The 21,699-nt window shown below is 70.0% G+C and carries 20 protein-coding genes and 1 pseudogene; 13 read left to right on the forward strand and 8 right to left on the reverse strand.

The genetic code is table 11. The annotated features are described in order from the left end of the window. Genes ACWAT3_RS05075 through ACWAT3_RS05085 form a run of 3 tightly spaced genes read left to right on the forward strand, consistent with a single transcriptional unit; the run spans position 1 to position 3,881 of the window. Positions 1–972: an electron transfer flavoprotein subunit alpha/FixB family protein gene (locus tag ACWAT3_RS05075; protein ID WP_460796409.1), complete on the forward strand. Its 972-nt coding sequence runs from the start codon at positions 1–3 to the stop codon at positions 970–972. Continuing rightward, complete coding sequence (locus ACWAT3_RS05080) at positions 972–2,687, forward strand: cytochrome b/b6 domain-containing protein (protein ID WP_460796411.1); 1,716 nt, start codon at positions 972–974, stop codon at positions 2,685–2,687. The genes ACWAT3_RS05075 and ACWAT3_RS05080 overlap by 1 nt, the downstream gene beginning before the upstream one ends. A 42-nt stretch (positions 2,688–2,729) precedes the next feature. Next, a complete protein-coding gene (locus ACWAT3_RS05085; protein WP_460796413.1) occupies positions 2,730–3,881 on the forward strand; it encodes an acetyl-CoA C-acetyltransferase in 1,152 nt (383 codons plus the stop codon). Positions 3,882–3,995: 114 nt separating this feature from the next. On the opposite strand, the gene ACWAT3_RS05090 is transcribed toward ACWAT3_RS05085, so the two are convergent. Then, entirely contained in the window at positions 3,996–4,502 is a 507-nt protein-coding gene (locus tag ACWAT3_RS05090) for a GNAT family N-acetyltransferase (protein ID WP_460796415.1), read from the reverse strand. 142 nt (positions 4,503–4,644) lie between these two features. Between ACWAT3_RS05090 and ACWAT3_RS05095 the strand changes: the two genes are divergently transcribed. Then, entirely contained in the window at positions 4,645–5,205 is a 561-nt protein-coding gene (locus ACWAT3_RS05095; RefSeq protein ID WP_460796417.1) for a thioesterase family protein, read from the forward strand. 22 nt (positions 5,206–5,227) lie between these two features. After that, a complete protein-coding gene (locus ACWAT3_RS05100) occupies positions 5,228–6,568 on the forward strand; it encodes a hypothetical protein (RefSeq protein WP_460796418.1) in 1,341 nt (446 codons plus the stop codon). On the opposite strand, the gene ACWAT3_RS05105 is transcribed toward ACWAT3_RS05100, so the two are convergent. From ACWAT3_RS05105 to ACWAT3_RS05115, 3 genes are read right to left on the reverse strand one after another with little or no spacing between them, the layout of a single operon-like run. Further along, a complete protein-coding gene (locus tag ACWAT3_RS05105; protein WP_460796420.1) occupies positions 6,472–7,020 on the reverse strand; it encodes a hypothetical protein in 549 nt (182 codons plus the stop codon). The two genes, ACWAT3_RS05100 and ACWAT3_RS05105, sit on opposite strands and share 97 nt — an antisense overlap. Next, the gene (locus ACWAT3_RS05110; protein WP_460796421.1) at positions 7,017–7,565 is read right to left on the reverse strand and encodes a DUF4352 domain-containing protein; all 549 of its coding nucleotides are present in this window, start codon (positions 7,563–7,565) and stop codon (positions 7,017–7,019) included. The genes ACWAT3_RS05105 and ACWAT3_RS05110 overlap by 4 nt, the downstream gene beginning before the upstream one ends. Then, entirely contained in the window at positions 7,562–8,260 is a 699-nt protein-coding gene (locus ACWAT3_RS05115; protein ID WP_460796423.1) for a hypothetical protein, read from the reverse strand. The genes ACWAT3_RS05110 and ACWAT3_RS05115 overlap by 4 nt, the downstream gene beginning before the upstream one ends. 131 nt (positions 8,261–8,391) lie before the next feature. On the opposite strand from ACWAT3_RS05115, the gene ACWAT3_RS05120 reads away from it, so the two are divergent. The 7 genes from ACWAT3_RS05120 (at position 8,392) to rocD (ending at position 16,677) form a co-directional block, all read left to right on the forward strand. Further along, entirely contained in the window at positions 8,392–8,949 is a 558-nt protein-coding gene (locus ACWAT3_RS05120) for a hypothetical protein (RefSeq protein ID WP_460796425.1), read from the forward strand. Positions 8,950–9,015: 66 nt separating this feature from the next. Continuing rightward, complete coding sequence (locus ACWAT3_RS05125; RefSeq protein ID WP_460796427.1) at positions 9,016–12,663, forward strand: proline dehydrogenase family protein; 3,648 nt, start codon at positions 9,016–9,018, stop codon at positions 12,661–12,663. A 69-nt stretch (positions 12,664–12,732) separates the two neighbouring features. After that, complete coding sequence (locus tag ACWAT3_RS05130; RefSeq protein ID WP_460796429.1) at positions 12,733–13,200, forward strand: hypothetical protein; 468 nt, start codon at positions 12,733–12,735, stop codon at positions 13,198–13,200. After that, positions 13,200–13,427 (forward strand): helix-turn-helix transcriptional regulator, encoded by a 228-nt coding sequence (locus ACWAT3_RS05135; RefSeq protein ID WP_460796431.1) that lies wholly within the window; start codon positions 13,200–13,202, stop codon positions 13,425–13,427. The genes ACWAT3_RS05130 and ACWAT3_RS05135 overlap by 1 nt, the downstream gene beginning before the upstream one ends. Continuing rightward, on the forward strand, positions 13,424–14,422 hold the full coding sequence (locus ACWAT3_RS05140) for an NAD(P)-dependent alcohol dehydrogenase (protein ID WP_460796433.1): 999 nt from the start codon (positions 13,424–13,426) through the stop codon (positions 14,420–14,422). The genes ACWAT3_RS05135 and ACWAT3_RS05140 overlap by 4 nt, the downstream gene beginning before the upstream one ends. Before the next feature lie 168 nt (positions 14,423–14,590). Next, positions 14,591–15,490 (forward strand): dimethylargininase, encoded by a 900-nt coding sequence (gene ddaH / locus ACWAT3_RS05145; protein WP_460796435.1) that lies wholly within the window; start codon positions 14,591–14,593, stop codon positions 15,488–15,490. Continuing rightward, positions 15,487–16,677: an ornithine--oxo-acid transaminase gene (rocD, locus tag ACWAT3_RS05150; protein WP_460796437.1), complete on the forward strand. Its 1,191-nt coding sequence runs from the start codon at positions 15,487–15,489 to the stop codon at positions 16,675–16,677. Before ddaH ends, rocD begins: the two co-directional genes overlap by 4 nt. 15 nt (positions 16,678–16,692) lie before the next feature. Here rocD and ACWAT3_RS05155 read toward each other — a convergent pair whose 3' ends face one another. Genes ACWAT3_RS05155 through ACWAT3_RS05165 form a run of 3 tightly spaced genes read right to left on the reverse strand, consistent with a single transcriptional unit; the run spans position 16,693 to position 19,346 of the window. Beyond that, positions 16,693–16,869 carry a hypothetical protein gene (locus ACWAT3_RS05155; RefSeq protein WP_460796439.1) on the reverse strand — a complete coding sequence of 59 codons (177 nt, stop codon included), beginning with the start codon at positions 16,867–16,869 and terminating at the stop codon, positions 16,693–16,695. A 56-nt stretch (positions 16,870–16,925) separates the two neighbouring features. Beyond that, positions 16,926–18,824 (reverse strand): BCCT family transporter, encoded by a 1,899-nt coding sequence (locus ACWAT3_RS05160; protein ID WP_460796440.1) that lies wholly within the window; start codon positions 18,822–18,824, stop codon positions 16,926–16,928. A 42-nt stretch (positions 18,825–18,866) separates the two neighbouring features. Continuing rightward, positions 18,867–19,346, reverse strand: a complete 480-nt coding sequence (locus tag ACWAT3_RS05165; RefSeq protein WP_460796442.1) for a substrate-binding domain-containing protein — start codon at positions 19,344–19,346, stop codon at positions 18,867–18,869. On the opposite strand from ACWAT3_RS05165, the pseudogene ACWAT3_RS05170 reads away from it, so the two are divergent. Beyond that, a pseudogene (locus ACWAT3_RS05170) lies at positions 19,288–19,871 on the forward strand (carbohydrate ABC transporter permease); the annotation flags it as partial. The gene ACWAT3_RS05165 and the pseudogene ACWAT3_RS05170 overlap by 59 nt on opposite strands. A gap of 183 nt (positions 19,872–20,054) precedes the next feature. Here the strand turns inward: ACWAT3_RS05170 and ACWAT3_RS05175 are convergent. Next, positions 20,055–21,599 (reverse strand): molybdopterin-dependent oxidoreductase, encoded by a 1,545-nt coding sequence (locus ACWAT3_RS05175; protein ID WP_460796443.1) that lies wholly within the window; start codon positions 21,597–21,599, stop codon positions 20,055–20,057. Between the last annotated feature and the right edge of the window lie 100 nt (positions 21,600–21,699).

Here is a 21,699-nt window from a genome sequence, read left to right on the forward strand (position 1 = left end):
ATGAGCTACCCCGACAACCCCGTCCTCGTCCTCGTCGACGTCACGCCGTCCGGAGAGGCCGCGGCCAGCACTGCGGCGCTCATCGGCGCGGCGTCGACGGTCGGCACTCCGGTCGCGCTCGTCCCCGGCGGCTCGCAGAGCGCGGTGGATGCCGCGGCCGCTGCGGGTGCAGCCGTCGTGCTGACCGCGCCTGTGGACGACACCGCGCTGGTGGTGCCGCTCGTCGATGCGCTGCACGCCGCATTCCAGCAGGTCTCGCCGGATGCCGTGCTCGTGTCGAACTCGATCACCGGACGCGACGTCGCCGGCCGGCTCGCGGTGCGCACCCGCAACGCCGTCTCGGTCGACGCGATCGGCGTCTCCCGTGACGAGGACGGCGTCGTGGCGCATCACTCCGTGTACGGCGGCGCCTACCTCGTCGACTCGGCTCCGACCTACGGCGCCCCGATCATCACGGTGCGGCAGGGGGCCGTCGACGCTCGGGCTGACGCCGTCGCGACGCCGACGGTCGAGGAGCTCGCCGTGACGGCATCCGGAGCCCCCGCGGCCGCAGCCGGCGCGATCGAAGCGGTCGAGCAGGCTTCCTCCCGCCCTGACCTGCGCGGTGCCGCCCGTGTCGTCTCGGGTGGCCGTGGTCTCGGGTCGAAGGAGAAGTTCGCGCTCGTCGAACAGCTGGCCGACGCACTCGGCGCTGCCGTCGGCGCGTCCCGCGCAGCGGTGGATGCCGGGTACATCCCGTACGCCCACCAGGTCGGACAGACCGGTGTCTCCGTGTCGCCGCAGCTGTACATCGCGCTCGGGATCTCTGGCGCGATCCAGCACAGGGCGGGCATGCAGACCGCGAAGACGATCGTGGCGATCAACAAGGACGGCGAGGCGCCCATCTTCGACGTCGCCGACTTCGGCATCGTCGGCGACGTGTTCGCGGTCGTGCCGCAGGTGATCGAGGCCCTCGAAGCGCGGGAGAAGTAGTGCTGCGCCGCGGACTGCCCCGTGTGCCGGGCGGAGAGCCGTGGCCTCCGGGTGACGTGCTGATCGACGAGCCCTCGGTCGCCGCCCCGCTCGGGGCCGAGGTCGACTCCGAGGCGGTCGCGCCGGCTGCGAGAGCCGGGGGAGTCGGGATCGCCGTGTCGGCCCCCCGTGTGGATGCCGATGCCGCCCGGGGAGTGCCGGCAGCCCCCCGCGCACTGCGCCGCGGACTGCCGCGCACGACCGGGGGCGATCCCTGGCCCCCTGCCGGTTCGGTCACGGATGGCTCGGCGACCTCGGGTGCGGCGCTCGGCGCCCCGGCGGCGACGGCGGCCGGACTCGGCACGACACCGGCTGCGGTCTCGGCGCCCGGCGTCTCGGCGAACGCGCCCGCAGCGTCCGGTGACGCCGCGGCGACTGCCGCCGCAACCGCGGAGACTCTGGCGGGGACGACACCCGGAACCCCTGGAGTGGCAGGTGCTCCGGAACCGGTGAACACGGCCGACGCCACGCTGCGTCGCGGCCTTCCGCGCGCCCCCGGGGGCGAACCATGGCCCCCTGCCGGAACCGCGGTCACCGCGCTGTCTGTCGCTGCGTCCGTCATGGCGCCGACTCCTGCCGGCCCCGTCGCCTCCGCCGGCCCTGGGGTCAGCACGCCAGATGTCGGACCGATCGGCACAGAACGTCCGACACCGGGTGTGTCGTCCCCCCAGGTGAACCAGGCAGACACCGCGCTCGCGCGCGTCGCGGTCCCACTGGCTGTTCCGCGCACGGTGTGGCAGGGCGTCGCACCGAAGCGCTTGCCGGCCGCGGCATCCGAATCCGGGCGCCCGACGTGGACGCAGGCCATCGCCGGTCTCCTGGGTCTTGCGGGGCTCGGCATCCTGGGCATCGCCGCCATCGCCTTCGTCCGGACGATCCTCAGTACGCCGGTGATGATGGACTTCCTCGCGGCGTTCCCTGGCGAGTATCACCTGCCGGAGGGCGCCGCCGTCGGCATCCCCGGGTGGGTGGGCTGGCAGCACTTCTTCAACATGTTCCTGATGGTGCTGATCATCCGGACGGGCCTCACGGTGCGCTCCGAGAAGCGCCCCACCGTGTTCTGGACCTCGCGCCGCAACCCGAAGCACAAGATCAGTCTGACCCTGTGGCTGCACCAGGCGCTGGACGTGCTCTGGCTCGTCAACGGCGTGATCTTCGTCGTGCTGCTGTTCGCGACGGGGCACTGGGTGCGCGTCGTCCCGACCAGCTGGGAGGTCTTCCCGAACGCGCTTTCGGCCGGCCTGCAGTACGTGTCGCTGGACTGGCCGACCGAGAACGGGTGGGCGAACTACAACAGCCTGCAGCAGCTGGCCTACTTCACGACGATCTTCATCGCCGCCCCGCTCGCCGCGATCACGGGCGTGCGGATGTCGGGCATCTGGCCGAAGAAGGCCGAGAAGCTCAACAGGGCGTATCCGGTCGAGTGGGCGCGTGCCGTGCACTTCCCGGTGATGATCTACTTCATCGCGTTCATCGTCGTGCACGTCATCCTCGTGATGGCGACCGGTGCGCTGCGCAACCTCAACCACATGTACGCCTCGCAGGATCTCGTCAGCTGGACGGGGTTCTGGGTGTTCGTCGCGTCGCTCGTCGTGATCGCCATCGGCTGGTTCGCAGCCCGGCCACTGATCGTCGCCCCGATCGCGAAGGGCTTCGGCAACGTCTCAGGGCGTTGATTCGACCGGGACTCGACCCGGAGACCTCGGAGGAGGAAGAGCATGGCAGAGGCATACATCGTCGACGCGGTTCGTTCGCCGGTCGGCAGACGAGGCGGCGCGCTCTCCGGCATCCACCCGGCCGATCTCGGCGCGCACGGCCTGCGTGCGCTGATCGATCGCACCGATGTCGACCCTGCGGCGATCGACGACGTCATCATCGGCGCGATCGATGCGATCGGCGGACAGGCCGGCAACGTTGCGCGAACGGCCGCGCTCGTGGCCGGGTTCCCCGAGCACGTCCCCGGTGTGACGATCGACCGGCAGTGCGGCTCCAGCCAGCAGGCCGTGCACTTCGCCGCGCAGGCGGTCATGAGCGGCACGGCCGATCTCGTCATCGCCGGCGGGCTGCAGAACATGTCGCAGGTGCCGCTGACGTCATCCGTGGTCGTGGGGGAGCAGTACGGGTTCACGACCCCGTACGCCGAATCGCCGGGATGGACCGCGCGGTACGGAGACCAGGAGATCTCGCAGTTCGCCGGCGCTGAGCTGATCGCCGAACGATGGGGCATCACGCGCGAGGCGATGGAGCAGTTCGCGATCGAGAGCCACCGCCGCGCCGCCGCCGCGCAGGACGACGGGCGCTTCGACCGCGAGATCGTGCCGCTGAACGGTCTCACCGCGGATGAGGGCGTCCGCCGCGACACCACCCTCGAGCGCATGGCCGGGCTGCAGGCGCTGCGGCCGGGCGGGCGGATCACCGCGGCGGTGGCCTCGCAGATCAGCGATGCCTCCAGCGCTGTGCTGATCGCCGGCGAGCAGGCCGTGAAGGACCACGGGCTCACGCCTCGCGCCCGCATCGATCACCTCTCGGTGCGCGGCGACGACCCGGTCCTGATGCTCACCGCACCGATCGCCGCCACGACGCACGCACTGAACGGCACGGGTCTGACGATCGACGACATCGATCTGTTCGAGGTCAACGAGGCGTTCGCCTCGGTCGTCCTGGCCTGGATGCACGACATCGGCGCACCCCACGAGAAGGTGAACGTCAACGGCGGGGCGATCGCTCTCGGGCATCCCATCGGCGCGACGGGTACACGGATCATGGCGACGCTGCTCAACGAACTCGAGCGCACCGGTGGCCGCTACGGGCTGCAGACCATGTGCGAGGGCGGCGGCGTCGCGAACGTCACGATCCTCGAACGCCTCTGACGCGATATCCGCTCCCCACGAAGACCGCGAGACCTGCTCTGCGGCGTGAGACGTACTCCGACGGTATGCGTCTCAGCCCGCAGAGCAAGCCTCGCGGGAGATGAGGATGCCGGGTCAGCGGACGAAGCGGACCTCGGTCAGCGTCTCGCCGAGGAACGGCTCGGTGTGCGTGGCGCCGTCCAGGTGGAAGCCGTTGCGCGTGTAGAAGCGGTGCGCGCGCGGGTTGTCACCGGCGACCCACAGGTACAGCGGCTCCTCCTTCTCGACGGCCGCATCGAACAGCTTCTGCCCGAGACCGGTGGAGTGCCAGGCATCCAGGAGATAGATGAAGTAGAGCTCGCGGTTCGCGGGAGCATCCTTGTCGCGCGCAGGGCCGGAGCCGACGAATCCGACGATCTCTCCGTCGACGAGCGCTGCGCTCATCTTGAACTCGGGGCCCTGAACGGCCCAGTGCGTCCACAGCTCGGCGAGCCGCCGAGGCGAGACCTTCTCGAGTGCTGCCTTGCTGATCAGGTGGTCGTAGGTCTCGTGCCAGCACTGTGCGTGCACACGACCCAGAGCCTCCGCATCCACATCACGGACCGGACGGACGATGACTTCTGGCTGGGCTTCGGCGCTCATGCCGCGACTCTACGCGCGGGCAGGGGGAACCGGAAATCTACCGCGTGTAGAAGCCGGGGCCTCCCACGACGGAGCGCCGGACTTGTGCGCGACCGACAATGAAGTTCCCTCTTCGTGCAGGTACTCGCTACTCTCGCGCCTTGTGAACGTGATCTGGCGGACCCTGCTCGTGATGTGGAGCGCGCGGCGTCGCGCCCGGCGCGAGGGGCGACTCTCCCCCACCGAGATCGGACGCATCAGGCTCACAACGCTGCCGACCGACATCGACGTTCTTCGGCACATGAACAACGGCCGCTACCTGTCGCTGTTCGACCTCGGCCGCTGGGATCTGCTCGTGCGCACCGGCATGAGCGACGTCATGAAGCGCAACGGCTGGTACGCGGTGGTGTCGGCCGAGACGGTGACGTTCCGCAAGTCGCTCGAGTTGTGGCAGCGCTTCGACGTCGAGTCGCGCCTGCTCGGTCACGACGACAAGGCGATCTACATGGAGCACCGCGCGGTCGTCGGCGGCGAGATCTATGCGCGGGTGATCGTCCGGGCCAGGATGCTCAAGCGCAGCGGCGGCACGCTCTCGCATCAGGAACTCTTCGCTGCGGTCGGCCGCCCGGAGGGCATCCCGGATGTCGAGCCGTGGGTGCACGAGTGGGCGGCGGCCTCCGCATTGCCGCCGACGCGCGCTGAGGCCCCCAGCGTCTGGTCGTGATGCGGCGCGCTAACGTAGCTTCGTGCTGACCCTCCTCGCCTCGACCTGGCGCGTGCTCGCCGGGCACTGGCCCGCGCTCGTCGCGTGGTACCTGGCGGGATACCTGCTGCACTTCGGGCTCATCCAGCTCGCGGGCTTCGTCGGCGCGTACACGACCACCGGCGGCATCCTGCTGCTTCCGCTGGCCATCCTCGCGCGCCTGATCGCCTTCGTCGCCATGTTCCTCGTGGTCCGCGACGGGCTCCGCGAACTGCAGGCGATCGCCCCCGTGCCCCAGGCGGCGGCCGAGCGGCGCGAGACGTTCCTGAACACGCTGCTCGCCAGCATCCTGCCCTTCTTCGCGGTGTACGCCGCGTGGGGGATGCTGCAGGACGACGTGATCGCGTACGACTTCCGTGCGCTCCAGGTGCGCACCGACATCAGCTGGCAGGCCATCGCGAATCAGACCGAAGCGCCGACCGGCGCTGTCGGCAGCAATCTGACCCTGGATGCCGTCACCGGCGTGCTCATCATCGTGGCGTTCGCCGGGCGATGGGCATGGAAGAAATGGCCTAAGAAGCTCCCGGCGCCGTTCTCGGTGGTCGCTGTGTACCTCGAGGCCGTCTGGGTGCTGCTCTCGATCATGGTCATCAAGGACGCCCTCGAGGCGCTGAACTCCTGGGTGGACAGCCGGGTCGGCATCCAATGGGCACTCGATCTCCGAGAGTGGGTCAGTGCGCAGCTGGTCCCCGTCGCGTGGGTGTGGGACGGCATCGAATGGTTCATCGGACAGCTCGCCGGTCTCGTGGTCGAGCCGCTCGCCTGGCTCGCGATCGCCGGCGTGATCTACGGCCAGGCGATCGCGGCCGAGAAGCCGAAGCTCGACATCGCGCTGTACAAGAGGGCACGAACGCACGTGGACAAGGTCCCCACGCTGCTGCGTCGGATGCTGGGGCAGCTCGGCGCCGAATTCACATCGCGTTTCACCCCGATCATCGATGCAATCGTGCTGATGTGGCGCGCAGGGCCGGTTCTGATCGGCACGTACGTCCTGCTGTACACGATCGTGCTGGCCGGTGACACGACGCTCGAGTATGTGATCACCCGGATCATCGGGCCGCAGAGCCGCGTCGATTTCTGGGTGGTGGTCAGCGACGCGCTGGTACTCCTCGTCGCGCTCATCATCGAGCCGATCCGCATCGGCGTCGTCGCGGGGGCGTACGACACCTCACTCGGTGCGCTGCGTCGGCACCGGATGGCGGAGGCGGCGACCGCGCCGACCGGCGGTCAGGGCTCGACCGAGAACCTGAGGAACGAGGGGTACGAATCGAGCTCGCCCACTTCGACCCAGAACAGTCCGGCGGCATCCTCCGGCACGATGTAGCCCACGATGATCTCGTACGGGACGACGGGACCGGGCTCGCCGTTCTCGTCCTCCTCCGGAGTGATGCACGTGATGTGCTCGTCCGGGGAGTACGGGATGCTGAGGGCGTTGTTCATCTGCTGCCAGCGCCGCCCGGTGTCCTGCTCCACCAGAACGGGTGAGAAGCACGACGGCGATTCGCCGTGCGGGTCGACCGGCAGGGCCACGGCGATCACCCGGGCATCCGAGGGGGCCGTGAGCTCTTCCACGTCCGTGACGTCCACCGCTCGCACCGGACCCCATGTCGTGTCGGCGAGCTCGAGACTCTCGTCCTCGCCGGCCGCCAGCGGGATCGTCGGCTCGTACAGGTAGTACCGCGACCAGGCGACGCCGACGAGCGTCGCCGTCGTCACCGGGATGAGGACCGCGAGCGCGATGAGCGCGATGCGATTGCGCCGCCACCAGCCGGTCATGGGTGCGTCCAATCGGTTTCGGGCACCTCGGCATCCGCGACCGGTGCGAGCGCGCCGAGGTCGATCTCGAGCTCGGCGACCGAGTCGGCGCGAGTGTCCGCCTTCGCGGACAGCCGCAGGATGGCGGTGCCGGAGCGGGCATCCTCGGGGAGCTCGAAGGCGAGCGCGCCGCTCTGCGAGACGCCGGTCACCAGCGGCGTCGACAGGAACGACGGCACGCGCTCAGTGGGACGGAACGACTGACCGTCGATGATCAGCGCCGCGCCGTTGAAGCTCATCCCGAACTGGTCGAGGTTCGCCTCGGCATCCAGTTCGACCACCAGCCAGGTGCCCTCGGCGCTCCAGCCGTTCGCCCCTGACACCTTGTCGGCGAGCGTCACGTCCTGCACCGTCACCGCGAAATCGCGGCCGACGGCCTCCTCGCCGATGGCCGCAGGGACGATGAACGGCTCGACGGAGGCGCTGTCGTCCGGGGCGACGAGCGCGACCAGCCACGCCCCGACCAGGAGCGCAGCGGTGATCAGCCAGGGGGTCGCGCGCTTCACTCCGACACCCCCGCACCGACGTCCTCGACCGCGAGTGTCGCGTACGCACCGACCGCCTCGTCGTCCCAGTACTCGCCGTAGACGAAGAATTCGCCGGTGTACTCGGTTGCCGTGAGCAGGGCCAGGCGGATGTCGTCGCCGTCGGTGAAATCGGAGGCGGGCACCGCCCAGGTCAGCACCAGCTGCGCCGGCACTCCCGGCTGCAGCCAGGGGTCGAGAGTCGCATCGTCGTAGCGGGCGACACCAGGCGGGACGTCGGAGACGTCCTCCACGCGGATCTCGGCGAGGGATGCCGCCCCTGTCGCTGTCGAGGCCCGTGCCGCGTCGTCGACGTTCGTGACGTCCATGATGATCACGAGCAGACGCTCGCCGCTCTCCGGTCGGACGCCCGTATCGTTCAGCTCATCGATGAGCACGGCGCGCTGCGGGGTCATCTCCCACCCTGCTCCGGTGAACGTGTCGCCGGCCGCGAGCTCGGGCAGCGGCGGTTCGGGGACGCCCCCGAGGCCGCCGAACGCGGCGGTGGCGCCGAGGATGAGCACGGTCGCGACGCCGCCGATCCACTTCGTCGAGACCCGCGACGTGACCGCGGACACCCACTTCTTCGGCTCGGCGGCGGTGGTCGTCGGGGAGTTCGACGACGCGGCGGACACCGCGCTGTCGATCGCGCTGCGCGCACCCCCGGACTCTGCCACGGCAACAGCCTAGAGTTCCGCGCCTGGTCCGGAGAAGTCGGTGTGCGCGGGCGGTCGCGCGGTTCCGGTGAGATCGTGAGCGGGGGCGCCCCCGTAGGGGCTATTCTCGACGGCAACCCGGAGGAGATCCCATGACCGACAACACCGACCGCACCCCGGATCCGCGTCGTGATGATGTGCCGCCGCCCGCACCGCACCTGCCGAGCCCCGGCGCTGGCTATCCGGGCACGTCGCCCGGCGGCGGCGCCTACCCCGACCCGACCGTTCCTGTGGTCTACCCGCCGACCGGTGCGCCAGGCGACCAGCAGATCGGCAGCGCCGGACCGTACGCGATCGGATACCGCGGGCCGTCCGCGTACGCCGGCCCGCCGTCCGCGGCCGCACCAGGACCCGGCGGCCTCGCGATCACCGCACTGATCCTCGGCATCGCGGCGTTCCTGGCCGCATGGGTCCCCTTCCTCGGCCTGATCGTCGCCATCGCCGGCATCGTCGTGGGCATCGTCGGCGTCCGTCGTCGCCAGGGGCGTCCGCTGTCGATCACCGGGCTCGTCCTCTCCGGCATCGCCTTCCTGATCGCGCTCGTGATGACACTGATCATCGCCGTGCTCATCCCGATCGCGGTCGAGAATTCCGATGCCACCGCCGCGAGCGTTCACAACTCGGTCCAGGGGATCGTCGACCAGAGCTGAGCGGCGACACGGCGCGGCTCGCTGTGCCTCAGCGGAAGACGCCGTGTGCGCTCCTAGGCTGTGGCCATGGTCGTCTCACCCGTGTCGTCCGATCCGCTGGCCGAGCGCGCGGTCGCGCTGGTGCGGCGCTGGGTCGCGGAGGCGGCGATCGTCGAACCGGATCCGGCGGCGCAGCGCCTCGCCGACGTGCTCCGCGACGACCGCGGCCTCGCCTTCACGCTCGGCTTCGTGGATGGCGTGCTCCGGCCGGAGAGCCTGAGCGCCGCGGCGGCGCAGCTGCGACGCATCGCCCCCGACGTCCCTGACTTCCTCCCGTGGTACCTGCGCGGAGCGGTGCGCGTCGGCGGCGGCATCGCCCCGGCGCTTCCCGCGCCGACCGTGCCGATTGCGCGCCGGGCGCTGCGCGAGATGGTCGGGCATCTGATCGTCGACGCGCGACCGGCGAAGCTGGGGGCCGAGATCGGCCGCATCCGCGAAAGCGGAGCCGCACTCAACATCAATCTGCTCGGCGAGGCGGTGCTCGGGGAGGCCGAAGCGCAGCGCCGCCGAGACGGCATCCATGATCTGATCCGGCGCCCCGATGTCGAATACGTCTCGGTCAAGGTCTCGTCGATTCTCAGCAGGCCGGATGCCTGGTCGTTCGACGAGGTGGTCGATGCCGCGGTGGACCGTCTTCTGCCGCTGTACCTCACCGCTCTCGAGCACGGCGTCTTCATCAACCTCGACATGGAGGAGTACCGCGACCTCGATCTGACGATCGCGGTGTTCACCCGCATCCTCGAGGAGCCCAAGCTCGCCCATCTGGAGGCCGGCATCGTCCTGCAGGCCTACCTTCCGGACGCCCTGTCCGCCCTGCGCGAGCTCACCGTCTGGGCGCGCGACCGCGTAGAGCACGGCGGTGCGCGCATCAAGGTGCGCCTCGTGAAGGGTGCGAACCTGCCGATGGAGCGGGTGGATGCCGTGCTGCACGGCTGGCCGCAGGCCGCATACGACACCAAGCTCGACACCGACGCGAACCACCTGCGCATGCTCGATGAGGCGCTGCAGCCGGCGAATGCGGCGGCGGTCCGCATCGGCGTCGCCGGCCACAACCTGTTCGACATCGCGTACGCCCGTCTGCTGGCGAGCGATCGGGGGCTCTCGACGCCCGCCGAGTCCGCCGACAGCCCTGACATCGAGGTCGAGATGCTGCTCGGCATGGCCGAGGGGCACCGTCACGCGGTGTCGAAGGACGTCGGACCTGTGCGGCTGTACGTCCCCGCGGTGCATCCGCGCGAGTTCGACGTCGCCATCGGGTACCTCGCGCGTCGCTTGGAGGAGAGCGCGTCGCCCGCCAACTTCCTCTCGGCCGCGTTCCATCTCGCCGAGGACGCGTCGCTGTTCGCCCGCGAACAGGACCGATTCCTCGCCGCCCTCGAACGCTCGGAGCATCGCACCCTGCGCGCTGCTCCGACCAGGACCCAGGACCGCCGGGCGCCCGTGCACGAGTCGGCGCGCAGCGTGCCGCCCGCTCCGGTGCAGGAGACCGACCTGACGAACATCGTGCTCGGGATCTCGCGCGGCTCCGAGGACGACCCGTTCCTGGAGACGGCGGTCTACTCGCAGCTCGAGACGGTTCCGGATGCCGGTGGTGCACCGGGCTTCGTCAACACGGCGGACACCGACCTCGCTCTCGCGGCGAATCGGGAGTGGGCGCACGGCATCCGCTCCCGCGTCAGCGGATCCGCCCTGGGCGTCGACCTGGTGCGCGCGGCGCACGTCGCCGATGAGGCCGCGGTCGAGGCGGTCCTCTCACGGGTGCGCAGCGGAGGGGCCGCGTGGGGAGCGCGGCCGGCGGCCGAGCGCGCCGAGGCGCTGCTGCGTGCCGCCGTCGCTCTCGAATCCCGTCGGGCCGCGCTCATCGAGGTCGCAGCGAGCGAAACAGGCAAGGTGCTCTCCGAGGGCGACATCGAGGTCAGCGAGGCCGTCGACTTCGCCCGGTACTACAGCGCCAAGGCGCGGGAACTGGATGCCGTGCCCGGGGCGACCTTTGTGCCGTCACGCGTCACCGTCGTCGCGCCGCCCTGGAACTTCCCGCTCGCGATTCCGGCGGGGGGAGTGCTGGCTGCGCTCGCCGCGGGCTCCGGCGTCGTGCTGAAGCCCGCTCCGCAGGCCCGGCGATGCGCGGCCGTGATCGCCGAGGCGCTGTGGGAGTCCGGCATCCCGCGTGATGTGCTCGTGCTCGCGGACGTCGCGGAGGGGCCGCTCGGGCAGGCGCTCATCGCGCACCCGGATGTCGACAGAGTGATTCTCACCGGGGCATGGGACACCGCTGAGCTCTTCCGATCCTGGCGGCCGGATCTGCCGCTGCACGCCGAGACGAGCGGCAAGAACGCGATCGTCGTGACCCCATCGGCCGACATCGATCTCGCGGTCGCGGATCTTGTGCGCAGCGCCTTCTCGCACGCGGGGCAGAAGTGCTCCGCGGCATCCCTCGCGATCCTGGTCGGTCCGGTCGGGCGCTCGCAGCGCTTCGCCAGACAGCTCGCTGATGCGACGCGCTCGCTGCGCGTAGGGTGGCCGAGCGAGGCCCGCGTCGACGTCGGGCCGCTGATCGAGCCGCCCTCGGGCAAGCTCGCCTGGGCGCTGAGCGAACTCGACGAGGACGAACGCTGGATCGTGCGTCCCGCTCCGGTGCCCGGCGATGCGACCGGACGGCTGTGGAGTCCCGGCATCCGTGCGGGCGTGCTGCCCGGATCGAGATTCCACGCCGAGGAGTTCTTCGGGCCGGTGCTCGGCATCATGCACGCGCCCACACTGGAGCGGGCGATCGAGTTGCAGAACGCGGTGGCGTACGGGCTCACCGCCGGGCTGCACACGCGGGACCCCGACGAGCTCGCCCTCTGGCTGGATCAGGTCGAGGCGGGAAACCTCTACGTCAACCGCGGAATCACGGGCGCGATCGTCCAGCGGCAACCGTTCGGCGGCTGGAAGCGCTCTTCGGTGGGGCCCGGCGCCAAGGCGGGCGGTCCGAACCACCTGATCGGACTCGGAACCTGGCGCGCGGGGAGCGCTGCTCCGATGTCGAGCACGCTGCATCTGCGCGGACTGGACGCCCGGATCACCGACCTCATCGAGGCCGCGCAGCCGTCGCTGGACTTCGAGCGGTTCGAATGGCTGCGCCGGGCGGCGCTGTCCGATGCGATCGCGTGGGATCGCGAGTTCGGCCAGGTCCACGACGTCTCGCGCCTCGGTGTGGAGCGGAACCTGTTCCGCTACCGTCCTGTGGGGGTGTCGATCAGAGCGACAGCGGATGCCGGATGGCACGAACTGCTGCGCGTCATCGTCGCGGCGATCCGCAGCGGAGCGGATTTCTTCGTCTCCACGCCGGTCGGGCTGCCAGCGGAGGTCCGCCGGTCGCTGACCGAGCTCGGCGCGAACGTCGCGGTCGAATCGGACGAGGAGTGGGTGCAGCGGATGTCGCATCCGGCTGATCTGCTGGACACCGCGCCACCGCCGTCGCGGGTGCGCCTGGTGGGGTCGCGCGATGCGGTCGCGGACGTGCACCGGCTGTTCGCCGACGCCGTCGACGGCGATCCGGATGTCGCCGTCTTCGCCGGTGAGGTGACCTCGGCGGGCCGCATCGAGCTGCTGACGTTCCTGCACGAGCAGTCGATCTCGATCACCGCCCACCGGTTCGGGCAGCCGGACGCCTGGAGCGCCGCCGTGATCTGACGCCCACGATCCGAGCATCCGAAGTGTAAAAGATTCTTGACATCGATGGCGCGGAGGCGCACACTGGCCATGTCAATAATCTTTTACATGGGGGTGGCGGTCATGGTGTACGAAGAGCGCAACGTCTGGACCAGCCTGGTCGTGAGCATCATCGTCATGACGGGCTACGTGATCGTCATCCTGCAGGCCGCGGACGGCGGTCCGCTGACGGATGTCGACTGGTTCCCGATCATGCTGTGGACGATCGGCATCAGCATCGCGGTGACCATCGTCCTCAGCATCCTGTGGGGTCTGTTCGCCCGGACGAAGGACCCGGACGGAGTCGGCCGCAGCGATGAGCGCGACCGCGACATCAACCGCATGGGCACGCGGGTCGAACAGGCTTTCATCGTGATCGCCGGGCTCGGCGTCATCGCGCTGTGCGGGGTCGGCGCCGACGTGTTCTGGATCGCCAACACGATGTTCGCGGGCTTCGCCGTGGCGACGATCATCGGCGGCATCGCGCGGGTCATCGCCTACCGGCGGGGACTGGTCTGATGGTCAAGCCCACCCGCGTCACGAACACGATCCGCGCCAGGCGCGAGCAGGCCGGAATGACCCAGGCCGAGCTCGCCACGAGGGTCGGCGTCACACGCCAGACCCTGATCGCGATCGAGCAGGGCAAGTATTCGCCGACGCTCGAGCTCGCGTTCCAGATCGCCCGTGCCTTCGGCGCGGGACTCGACGAGATCTTCCAGTACCCGGAGCAGGAGACGCGACCGTGACCGAGACGATGACGGCGTGGCAGCGCGAGACGTACGGGGCGGCCGCGGGCACCGCCCCGGCCGAGCTCCCCGTTCCGACGCCGGGGCGCGGCGAGGTGGTGATCCGTGTTCATGCCACGGCGCTCAACGCGGGCGATCGGCACATCCTGCACGGTGAGCCGCTGCTCGTGCGGCCGGTGTTCGGACTGCGACGGCCGAAGCAGCCGGTGCGCGGCATGGATGTCGCCGGCACCGTGACGGCCGTCGGACCCGGCGTCGTCAGCGCCGAGATCGGCGAGGACGTCGTGGTCGAGCTCCCGGGTGGTGGCGGCCTGGCGGCGTTCGCCGTCGCCCCCGCATCGCGTCTGGCCCCGCGCCCGCCGGGGGTGACTCCGGCCTTCGCGGCCACCCTGCCGATCGCGGCTGGGACCGCCTGGCAGGCGCTCGACCTCGCGGGCATCGGCATCGACGGCGATGCGCAGCCGCGCGTGCTGATCCTCGGTGCATCCGGTGGCGTCGGAACGTTCGCCGTGCAGCTCGCGGCGCTCAGGGGTGCGGAGGTCTGGGCGTCGTGCGGGGAGCGCAGCGCCGCCCTCGTCCGCCGACTCGGTGCAGCGCGCACGTTCGATCTCCGGCAGCCGTCGCCGTCTTCGCTTCCTGATGGCGGCTTCCACGCCGTGCTCGACATCGCCGGTGGGATGCCGCTGCGGCAGCTCCAGCGCCTCCTCGCGTCCGGCGGGCACGCCGTGCTCGTCGGAGGGGAAGGCGGCGGCGTGCTCGGCCCGATCCCGCGGATGCTGGGGGCTGCCGTCCGCTCGATCGGCTCGCGCCGCCGCATCCGCTCGCTGGCGGCAGCCGCGCACCCCGAGATCCTGGGCAAGCTGCTCGAGCTCGTGGACGACGGCCTGCTCGTGCCGGTCGTCGAGCGCGAGTACGCGTTCGCCGAGGCATCCGACGCCCTGGTGCATCTCGAAGCGGGGCACACGACGGGCAAGGTCGTGGTGCACGGCGCCTGAGCGCCTCGGCGCGACCGGCACGGCGAAATCTGGCGCGTTCACAGCGCCGGATGACACAATGGCATCTGGCGTGCCCGTGTCGCATCTTCCCCGTCTCCGCCGAGCTCCGGGTCGAAGGCCCGCCGGGCCCCTGGACAGCGTCCGCCGCATCTCTTGCTGAGGAGCACCATGTCGACGCCCGAGACCGCCCTGCGCCAGGCCAAGGGACCCGCTGAGGTCCCTGTCCGCACCGCGCACCACCGCCGCTACCTGATGTGCCGTCCAGAGCACTTCACGGTCAGCTACACGATCAACCCGTGGATGGAGCCTGCCAAGCCCACCGACACGGCCAAGGCGATCGCGCAGTGGCAGAAGCTGCACGACCTCTATCTCGAACTCGGCCACGAGGTCGAGCTCATCGAGCCGCTCGCCGGCTACCCCGACATGGTCTACACGGCCAACGGCGGCTTCGTCATCGGCGGTCGCGCGTACGTTCCGGAGTTCCGCTTCGCCGAGCGTCAGGGCGAGGCCCCGGCCTTCGCCGACTGGTTCCGCGCGAACGGCTTCGACACCGTGCTGCCCGAGGAGGTCAACGAGGGCGAGGGCGACTTCCTGCTCGTCGGCGATGTGATCCTCGCCGGCACCGGCTTCCGCTCCACCGGCGACAGCCACCGCGAGGTCGGCGAGGTGTTCGGCCGCGAGGTCGTCTCGCTGAATCTCGTCGACCCGCGCTTCTACCACCTGGACACCGCCATCGCGGTGCTCGACCCCGTGCAGGGCGTGGACAACGGCGGCCCGGAGCGCGCCAACATCGCCTACCTGCCCGGCGCGTTCGACGATGCCAGCCGCGCGATCCTCGAGGAGCGCTTCCCCGATGCGATCCTGGTGTCGGATGCCGACGGTGCGGTGTTCGGGCTGAACTCCGCGAGCGACGGATACAACGTCGTCATCTCGCCGCGCGCGACCGGCTTCGAGAAGCAGCTGCGCGAGCGCGGCTACAACCCGATCATGCTCGACCTGTCCGAGCTGCTGCTCGGCGGCGGCGGCATCAAGTGCTGCACGCTCGAGCTGCGAGGAGCATCGGCATGACCCTGTCCGAAGTCGCGGAGGCGCACGTCGCCCACAACTACCACCCGCTGCCCGTCACGATCGCGCGCGGCGAGGGCGCCTGGGTGACGGATGTCGAGGGCAAGCGCTACCTCGACCTTCTCGCCGCGTACTCCGCGGTGAACTTCGGTCACCGGCATCCGGCGCTCGTCGCGGCCGTGACCGAGCAGCTCGGACGCGTGACGCTCACGAGCCGCGCGTTCATGAGCGACCGGCTCGAGCCGTTCGCCGAGGCCCTCGCTCGGCTGTGCGGCAAGAACCTCGTGCTGCCGATGAACACCGGCGCCGAGGCCGTCGAGACGGGCATCAAGGTCGCGCGGGCGTGGGGATACCGCGTCAAGGGCATCCCCGCGGATGCCGCGCGCATCGTCGTCGCCGCAGGCAACTTCCACGGCCGCACCACGACGATCGTCAGCTTCAGCGACGACGAGTCCGCGCGCAGCGGCTTCGGCCCGTTCACCACGGGGTTCGACGTCGTCCCGTTCGGGGATGCGGATGCCGTGTCCGCCGCGATCACGGCGGACACCGCCGCGGTGCTCATCGAGCCGATCCAGGGCGAGGCCGGGGTCATCATCCCGCCGGAGGGCTACCTCCGCCGCATCCGTGAGATCTGCACCGAGCGCAATGTGCTGTTCATCGCCGACGAGATCCAGGCGGGCCTCGGCCGGGTCGGCGAGACCTTCGCGTGCGACCGCGAGGGCGTCGTGCCCGACCTCTATCTGCTGGGCAAAGCGCTGGGCGGCGGCATCCTCCCGGTGTCGGCCGTCGTCGGAGACAGCGACGTGCTCGGGGTCATCCGCCCCGGCGAGCACGGCTCGACGTTCGGCGGGAATCCGCTGGCCGCCGCCGTCGGGCTGCGCGTCGTCGAGATGCTGGAGACCGGCGAAGTGCAGGAGCGCTCACGCGCACTCGGCGCTCACCTGGCCGCTGGACTCGACAAGCTCATGGGCCACGGCGTCACCGCCGTGCGCGCCGCCGGCCTGTGGGCCGGGGTCGACATCGATCCGGCGAAGGGAACCGGTCGCGAGATCGCCGAGAAACTGCTGGACCGCGGCGTGCTCGTCAAGGACACGCACGGGCAGACGATCCGCATCGCGCCGCCCCTCGTGATCCGCGCGACCGAGATCGATTGGGCGCTCGAACAGCTCCGGCTCGTTCTGGAAGGCTGAGCGCGCCGCTCGCGATCACGCCGGGCTGTCGTCGGGGTCGAGGCTGCGCAGCGTGTCCTCCTCGGCCGCATTGTCGGCCGTGAGCTGTTCCTCGGTCGTCTCATCGCCGCCGAGGGGCGCGTCGCCTTCGTCGACGTCCGGTCCCTCGGCGGGCTCCTCAGGGTGCGGTGTTCGTCCGGTGTGCTGGTCCATCGGGCGAGAGTATGCGCGGTTGCCGCCGCGGCGAAGGGCATTGACAACCGCGCCGCTCAGCGCACGGGCGACGCGCCGTCTTCACCGTGCTCGGGGATGTCCTGGTCATCGTGCGACGACAGCTCGTCCTCCGAGACGAGCTCGTCGACGTCGAGGACGTTGGGTCCGGCATCCGCACGGCTCTGGGCATCCAGCAGCTCCGGCGGGATGCGGATCGGCGTCGTGGGTGCGACCGGCATCCCGAGGCGGCGCTGCAGCTGGCGCAGCCAACGCGGCTGAGCCCCGAGAATGCCCTGTTCGGCGCGGGATTCGACTTCGAGACCGTAGTAGTCGCCGATCTTGTCGATGAGCTGCGCGCGCTCCGCTCTGGCGTAGGCGCGGCGTTCTCGGATGAAGGCGATGGCGGTGGCCCAGCAGATCAGGATCATCACCACGCTGAACGGCAGGGCGATCGTGATCGCGGCGGTCTGCAGCGCCGTCAGACCGCCGGCCAGCAGCAGGGCGATGGCGAGGATCGCGGTGACGGCGACGAAGAACGCGCGGATCCAGCGCTTGGGATTCTGCTGACCGCCGGTGGCGATCATGCCCATCACGAGCGCACCGGAGTCCGCCGATGTCACGAAGAAGATCGCGATCAGCAGGATGGCGCCGATCGTGACGACTGTCGTGCCGGGCACATGCTGCAGCAGCGCGAACAGCGCGCCCTGCAGGTCGACCGTGCCGTCCTCGTTCGTGAGCGTCCCCGGAGACTGCAGCTCGATCGCCAGGGCGGATCCGCCCATCACGGCGAACCACAGGATGCCGAGCAGCGTGGGCACGAGGATGACGCCGGCGACGAACTCCCGCACCGTGCGTCCCTTCGAGATCCTCGCGATGAAGATGCCGACGAACGGCGCCCACGAGATCCACCACCCCCAGTAGAACGAGGTCCACTGCGCCTGCCACTGCTCGCCCGCCTCGCCCTGGAACGCACTGACGTTGAACGACAGGCCGACGAAGTTCTGGATGTAGTAGCCGATCGACTGCACGAACTCGCGCAGCAGGAATTCGGTCTGGCCCATGACGAGCAGGTACAGCACGAGGAGACCGGCCATGACGAGGTTGATGTTGGACAGCCACTTCATGCCCTTCGTGACGCCCGAGAGCACCGAGGCGAGCACGAAGACCGAGATGATGAGGATGATGACGACCTGGGTCGGCTCGTCCGGCTTGCCGAGGCCAGCGGACGCGAGACCGGCACTGATCTGGATTACCCCGAGTCCGAGCGATGTGGCGACGCCGAAGAGCGTTCCGACCAGTGCGACGATGTCGATCGCGTGGCCCCAGCCGCCCTCGACGCGCTTGCCGAGCAGCGGCTCGAGCGTCCATCGGATCGAGATCGGCCGGCGCCGGCGGTGGATCGCGTAGGCCAGCGCGAGGCCGATCACGACATAGATCGACCAGGCGTGCACGCCCCAGTGCAGATAGGTCTGACCGAGCGCGGCCTGGGCGAGCTGCTCCGGGGTTCCCGTCACGCCGGGGCGGGGGTTCGTGAAGTGGCTCAGCGGCTCGGAGACGCCGTAGAACACCAGGCCGATGCCCATGCCGGCCGCGAACAGCAATGAGAACCAGCTCATCAGCGAGAACTCAGGCTCGTCATCGTCGCGACCGAGCTTGATGTCGCCGAAGCGGCTGAACCCCAGGAACAGGCTGAACGCGACGAACAGGGCCGCGATCAGCACGTAGTACCAGTTGAACGCATTGACGATCGTGTTCTGGATGGCCCCGAACATCTCCTCGGCGAGATGCGGGGCGATCAGCGTGAACGAGACGAAGGCGAGGATGATCGCCGCGGCGGGCCAGAACACCCACTTCTGCAGCGGCGGCAGTGATCGCCGGTGCTCCGGCGTGCTGCCGTCAGTCGATGAGGCGGATACCGAGGCATCCGTGTTCTGCGCGTTCTCCGGTCCGCTCATTCTTCCAAGTTAGCGAGATCGCGCACCGCGTGGGGGAGGAACTCAGGCTGGGGCGGGACCGGAGGAGCGGCGCACGATGAGTTGGGGTAGGGGCACGTCGAGATCGGTGGCGTGCTCAGGGTCGATGAGGGCGAGGAGTCGATGCAGGGCCGCTCGGCCCTGCAGCTCGAAGGGGTTGTGAACAGTGGTGAGGGGCGGGTCGTAGAACTGCGCCTCAGGGATGTCGTCGATGCCGACGACACTGACGTCCTCTGGGACGCGCTTGCCGGCTTCCTTCAGCGCGAGCATCGCGCCGAGAGCGGTCTGGTCGTTGGCGGCCACCACGGCCGTGGCACTGCTGACCAGTGCGCCGTCGATGACGGCGGTATATCCGGATCGCGCCGACCAGTCGCCTAGCACTACGGCTGCCGCCTCCAGGCCGTGACGCGCGAGCGCCGTGTGGAACGCCCTGGTGCGGTTCCGTGGCGCCGACATCTCACTGTGGGACAACCTGGTCCAACTCTTCGAGATGCGAGGCGGCATCTTTCTGAGGTGGATTCTGAACACCGTCCTCTACGCCGTTGTCGCGGCCGTCGGCGCGACGCTCCTCTCGGCGATGGCGGGCTACGCGTTCGCGAAGTACGAGTTCCGCGGGGGCTGGTCAGCCCCTTCGGCGTCTACCTCATGCGGGTGTACGCCGCGGACGCGATCCCCGACAGCATCGTCGAGGCCGCGCGCGTCGACGGGGCCGGAGAGTTCCGTACCTTCTGGCAGATCGGGCTGCGGCTGCTCGGGCCGGGGCTGGTCACAGTGTTCCTGTTCTCGCTGGTGGGCACGTGGAACAACTACTTCCTGCCGCTGATCATGCTCAACACGTCGGAGCTGTATCCGATCACGGTCGGACTCGCGCAGATCCAGGCGGCGGCATCCGCGGGCGGCGGTTCGCAGGCGGTTTTCTCGACGGTCATCACAGGATCGTTCGTCTCGATCCTGCCGCTGGTCGTGGCGTTCCTCTTCCTGCAGCGCTACTGGCAGACGGGGCTGTCGGCGGGCAGCGTGAAGGAGTGAGCCCTCACGTCACCTCAAGAGGCGCTCGGCGCGTTCGGTCTCCCACTCGTCGATGAGCTGCGGCATCCGCCGCGACAGGAAGCGGAAGAACTCCGACATCCTCAGCCGCGTCGCGGTGCTGGCTCGTTATGCCCTCACCCGGCCGGGTGCAGCTCGCGGCGGCGCATCAGCACGAGGCGATCCTCACGAAACTTTGACGGTGATGGTGTGCCAGCCTGTCGCGCCGTCGGGTGCCGGCGGTGCGGACGCCTCGGTCTGGGTCGTATCGTCGCCGCCGATCGCCCGGCACCGGATGCGGTGGTCGCCGGGTTCGGCGCTCCACGGCATCCGCCACTGCACCCAGGTGTCGTCCGAGATCGCCGGGGCGAGCTCGGCGCGCTGCCAGTCGCCGTCGTCGACCTGCACCTCGACGCCGGAGATGCCGGTGCGCGGCTGCCAGGCGACGCCGGCGATCACGGAGTCGCCGGACTCGACGTCCCGGCCCGAGCGGGGCACGTCGATGCGCGACTGCAGTTTGATCGGCCCGCGCTCCGACCATCCGCGATCGGTCCAGTACGCCCGCGCGCTGTCGAAACGAGTGACCTCGAGATCCGTGACCCACTTCGTCGCCGAGACGTAGCCGTACAGTCCCGGCACGACCATGCGCACGGGGAAGCCGTGTGCGAGGGGGAGCGGTTCGCCGTTCATGCCGATCGCGAGCAGCGCATCGCGACCGTCCGTGAGCGCCTCCAGCGGCGTGCCTGCCGTGAAGCCGTCCGCCGAGGTCGACAGCACCATGTCGGCGTCCGCCGAGGGCTTCGCCCTCGCCAGCAGCTCGCGGATCGGATACCCCAGCCACACCGCATTGCCGATCAGGTCGCCGCCGACCTCGTTCGACACGCACGACAGCGTGACGGTCGTCTCGATCAGCGGCAGCGCGAGCAGCTCGTCCCAGGTGAGCTCGATCTCCTCCGCCACCATCCCGTGGATGCGCAGCCGCCAGGATGCCGGGTCGACCGTCGGCACGACGAGCGCGGTGTCGATGCGGTAGAAGTCGCTGTTCGGCGTGATGAGCGGCGACAGTCCGGGGACCTCGAGCGCGGCGCCGGCCGGCGGGCTGGGCGCCGGGATCGCCGGGCGTGGCAGGCGGAGGGAGTCCCGCACGCTCGTGACGACCGTGGATCCGGCGCGAGCGATCGATCCGGCCACGGCGAGAGCGACCCCGAGCACGGCCGTGCCTCCGGCCCAGGCGAGGAAGCGGCGCCGGGTGGGGAGCTCGGCGTGCACCGCGGCATCCGGAGTCGGACGGCCGGGAAGGATGCCGATGAGCAGGTGCAGCGCCCACGCGGCCGCGATGCCAGCCGACAGGGAGGGCAGCCACGCGAGCATCCCGGCCTCAGGGCGGGTGAGAGCGAGACCCGCGACAACCGCACCGATCAGGACGACGGCGATCACTCCGCTGCGTCGCCAGCGCGCTTCACAGAGGCCGGCGACCGCGGCGGCGGCGATCAGCACGATGCCGATGCCCACCCGCAGCGCGTCCTTGTCCGCTGTGCCGAACCAGGCGATCGCGGTGTCCTTCGCCCACGCGGGTGCGGCGTCGATCAAGGCGCCGCCCACAACGGCGAACGGGCTCGATGAGGCCGCGACGAACGCCGCCAGGAGTTCGCCGGCACCGACTCCGGCGGCGGCCGCGGCGATGCCGGCGAACGCGGCCAGCAGTCGGGGGTGCGGCGCAGAATCGGTCACAGTCCTCAGGCTACGAGCACTGCGGCGTCCCGCGGGTGCCGGTCGCGGAATCGTAAGAACTCCGGCAGGCGATCGTGACGCACCGGCGTCTCGTCGTCAC

Source organism: Microbacterium sp. GXF0217 (assembly GCF_054798195.1).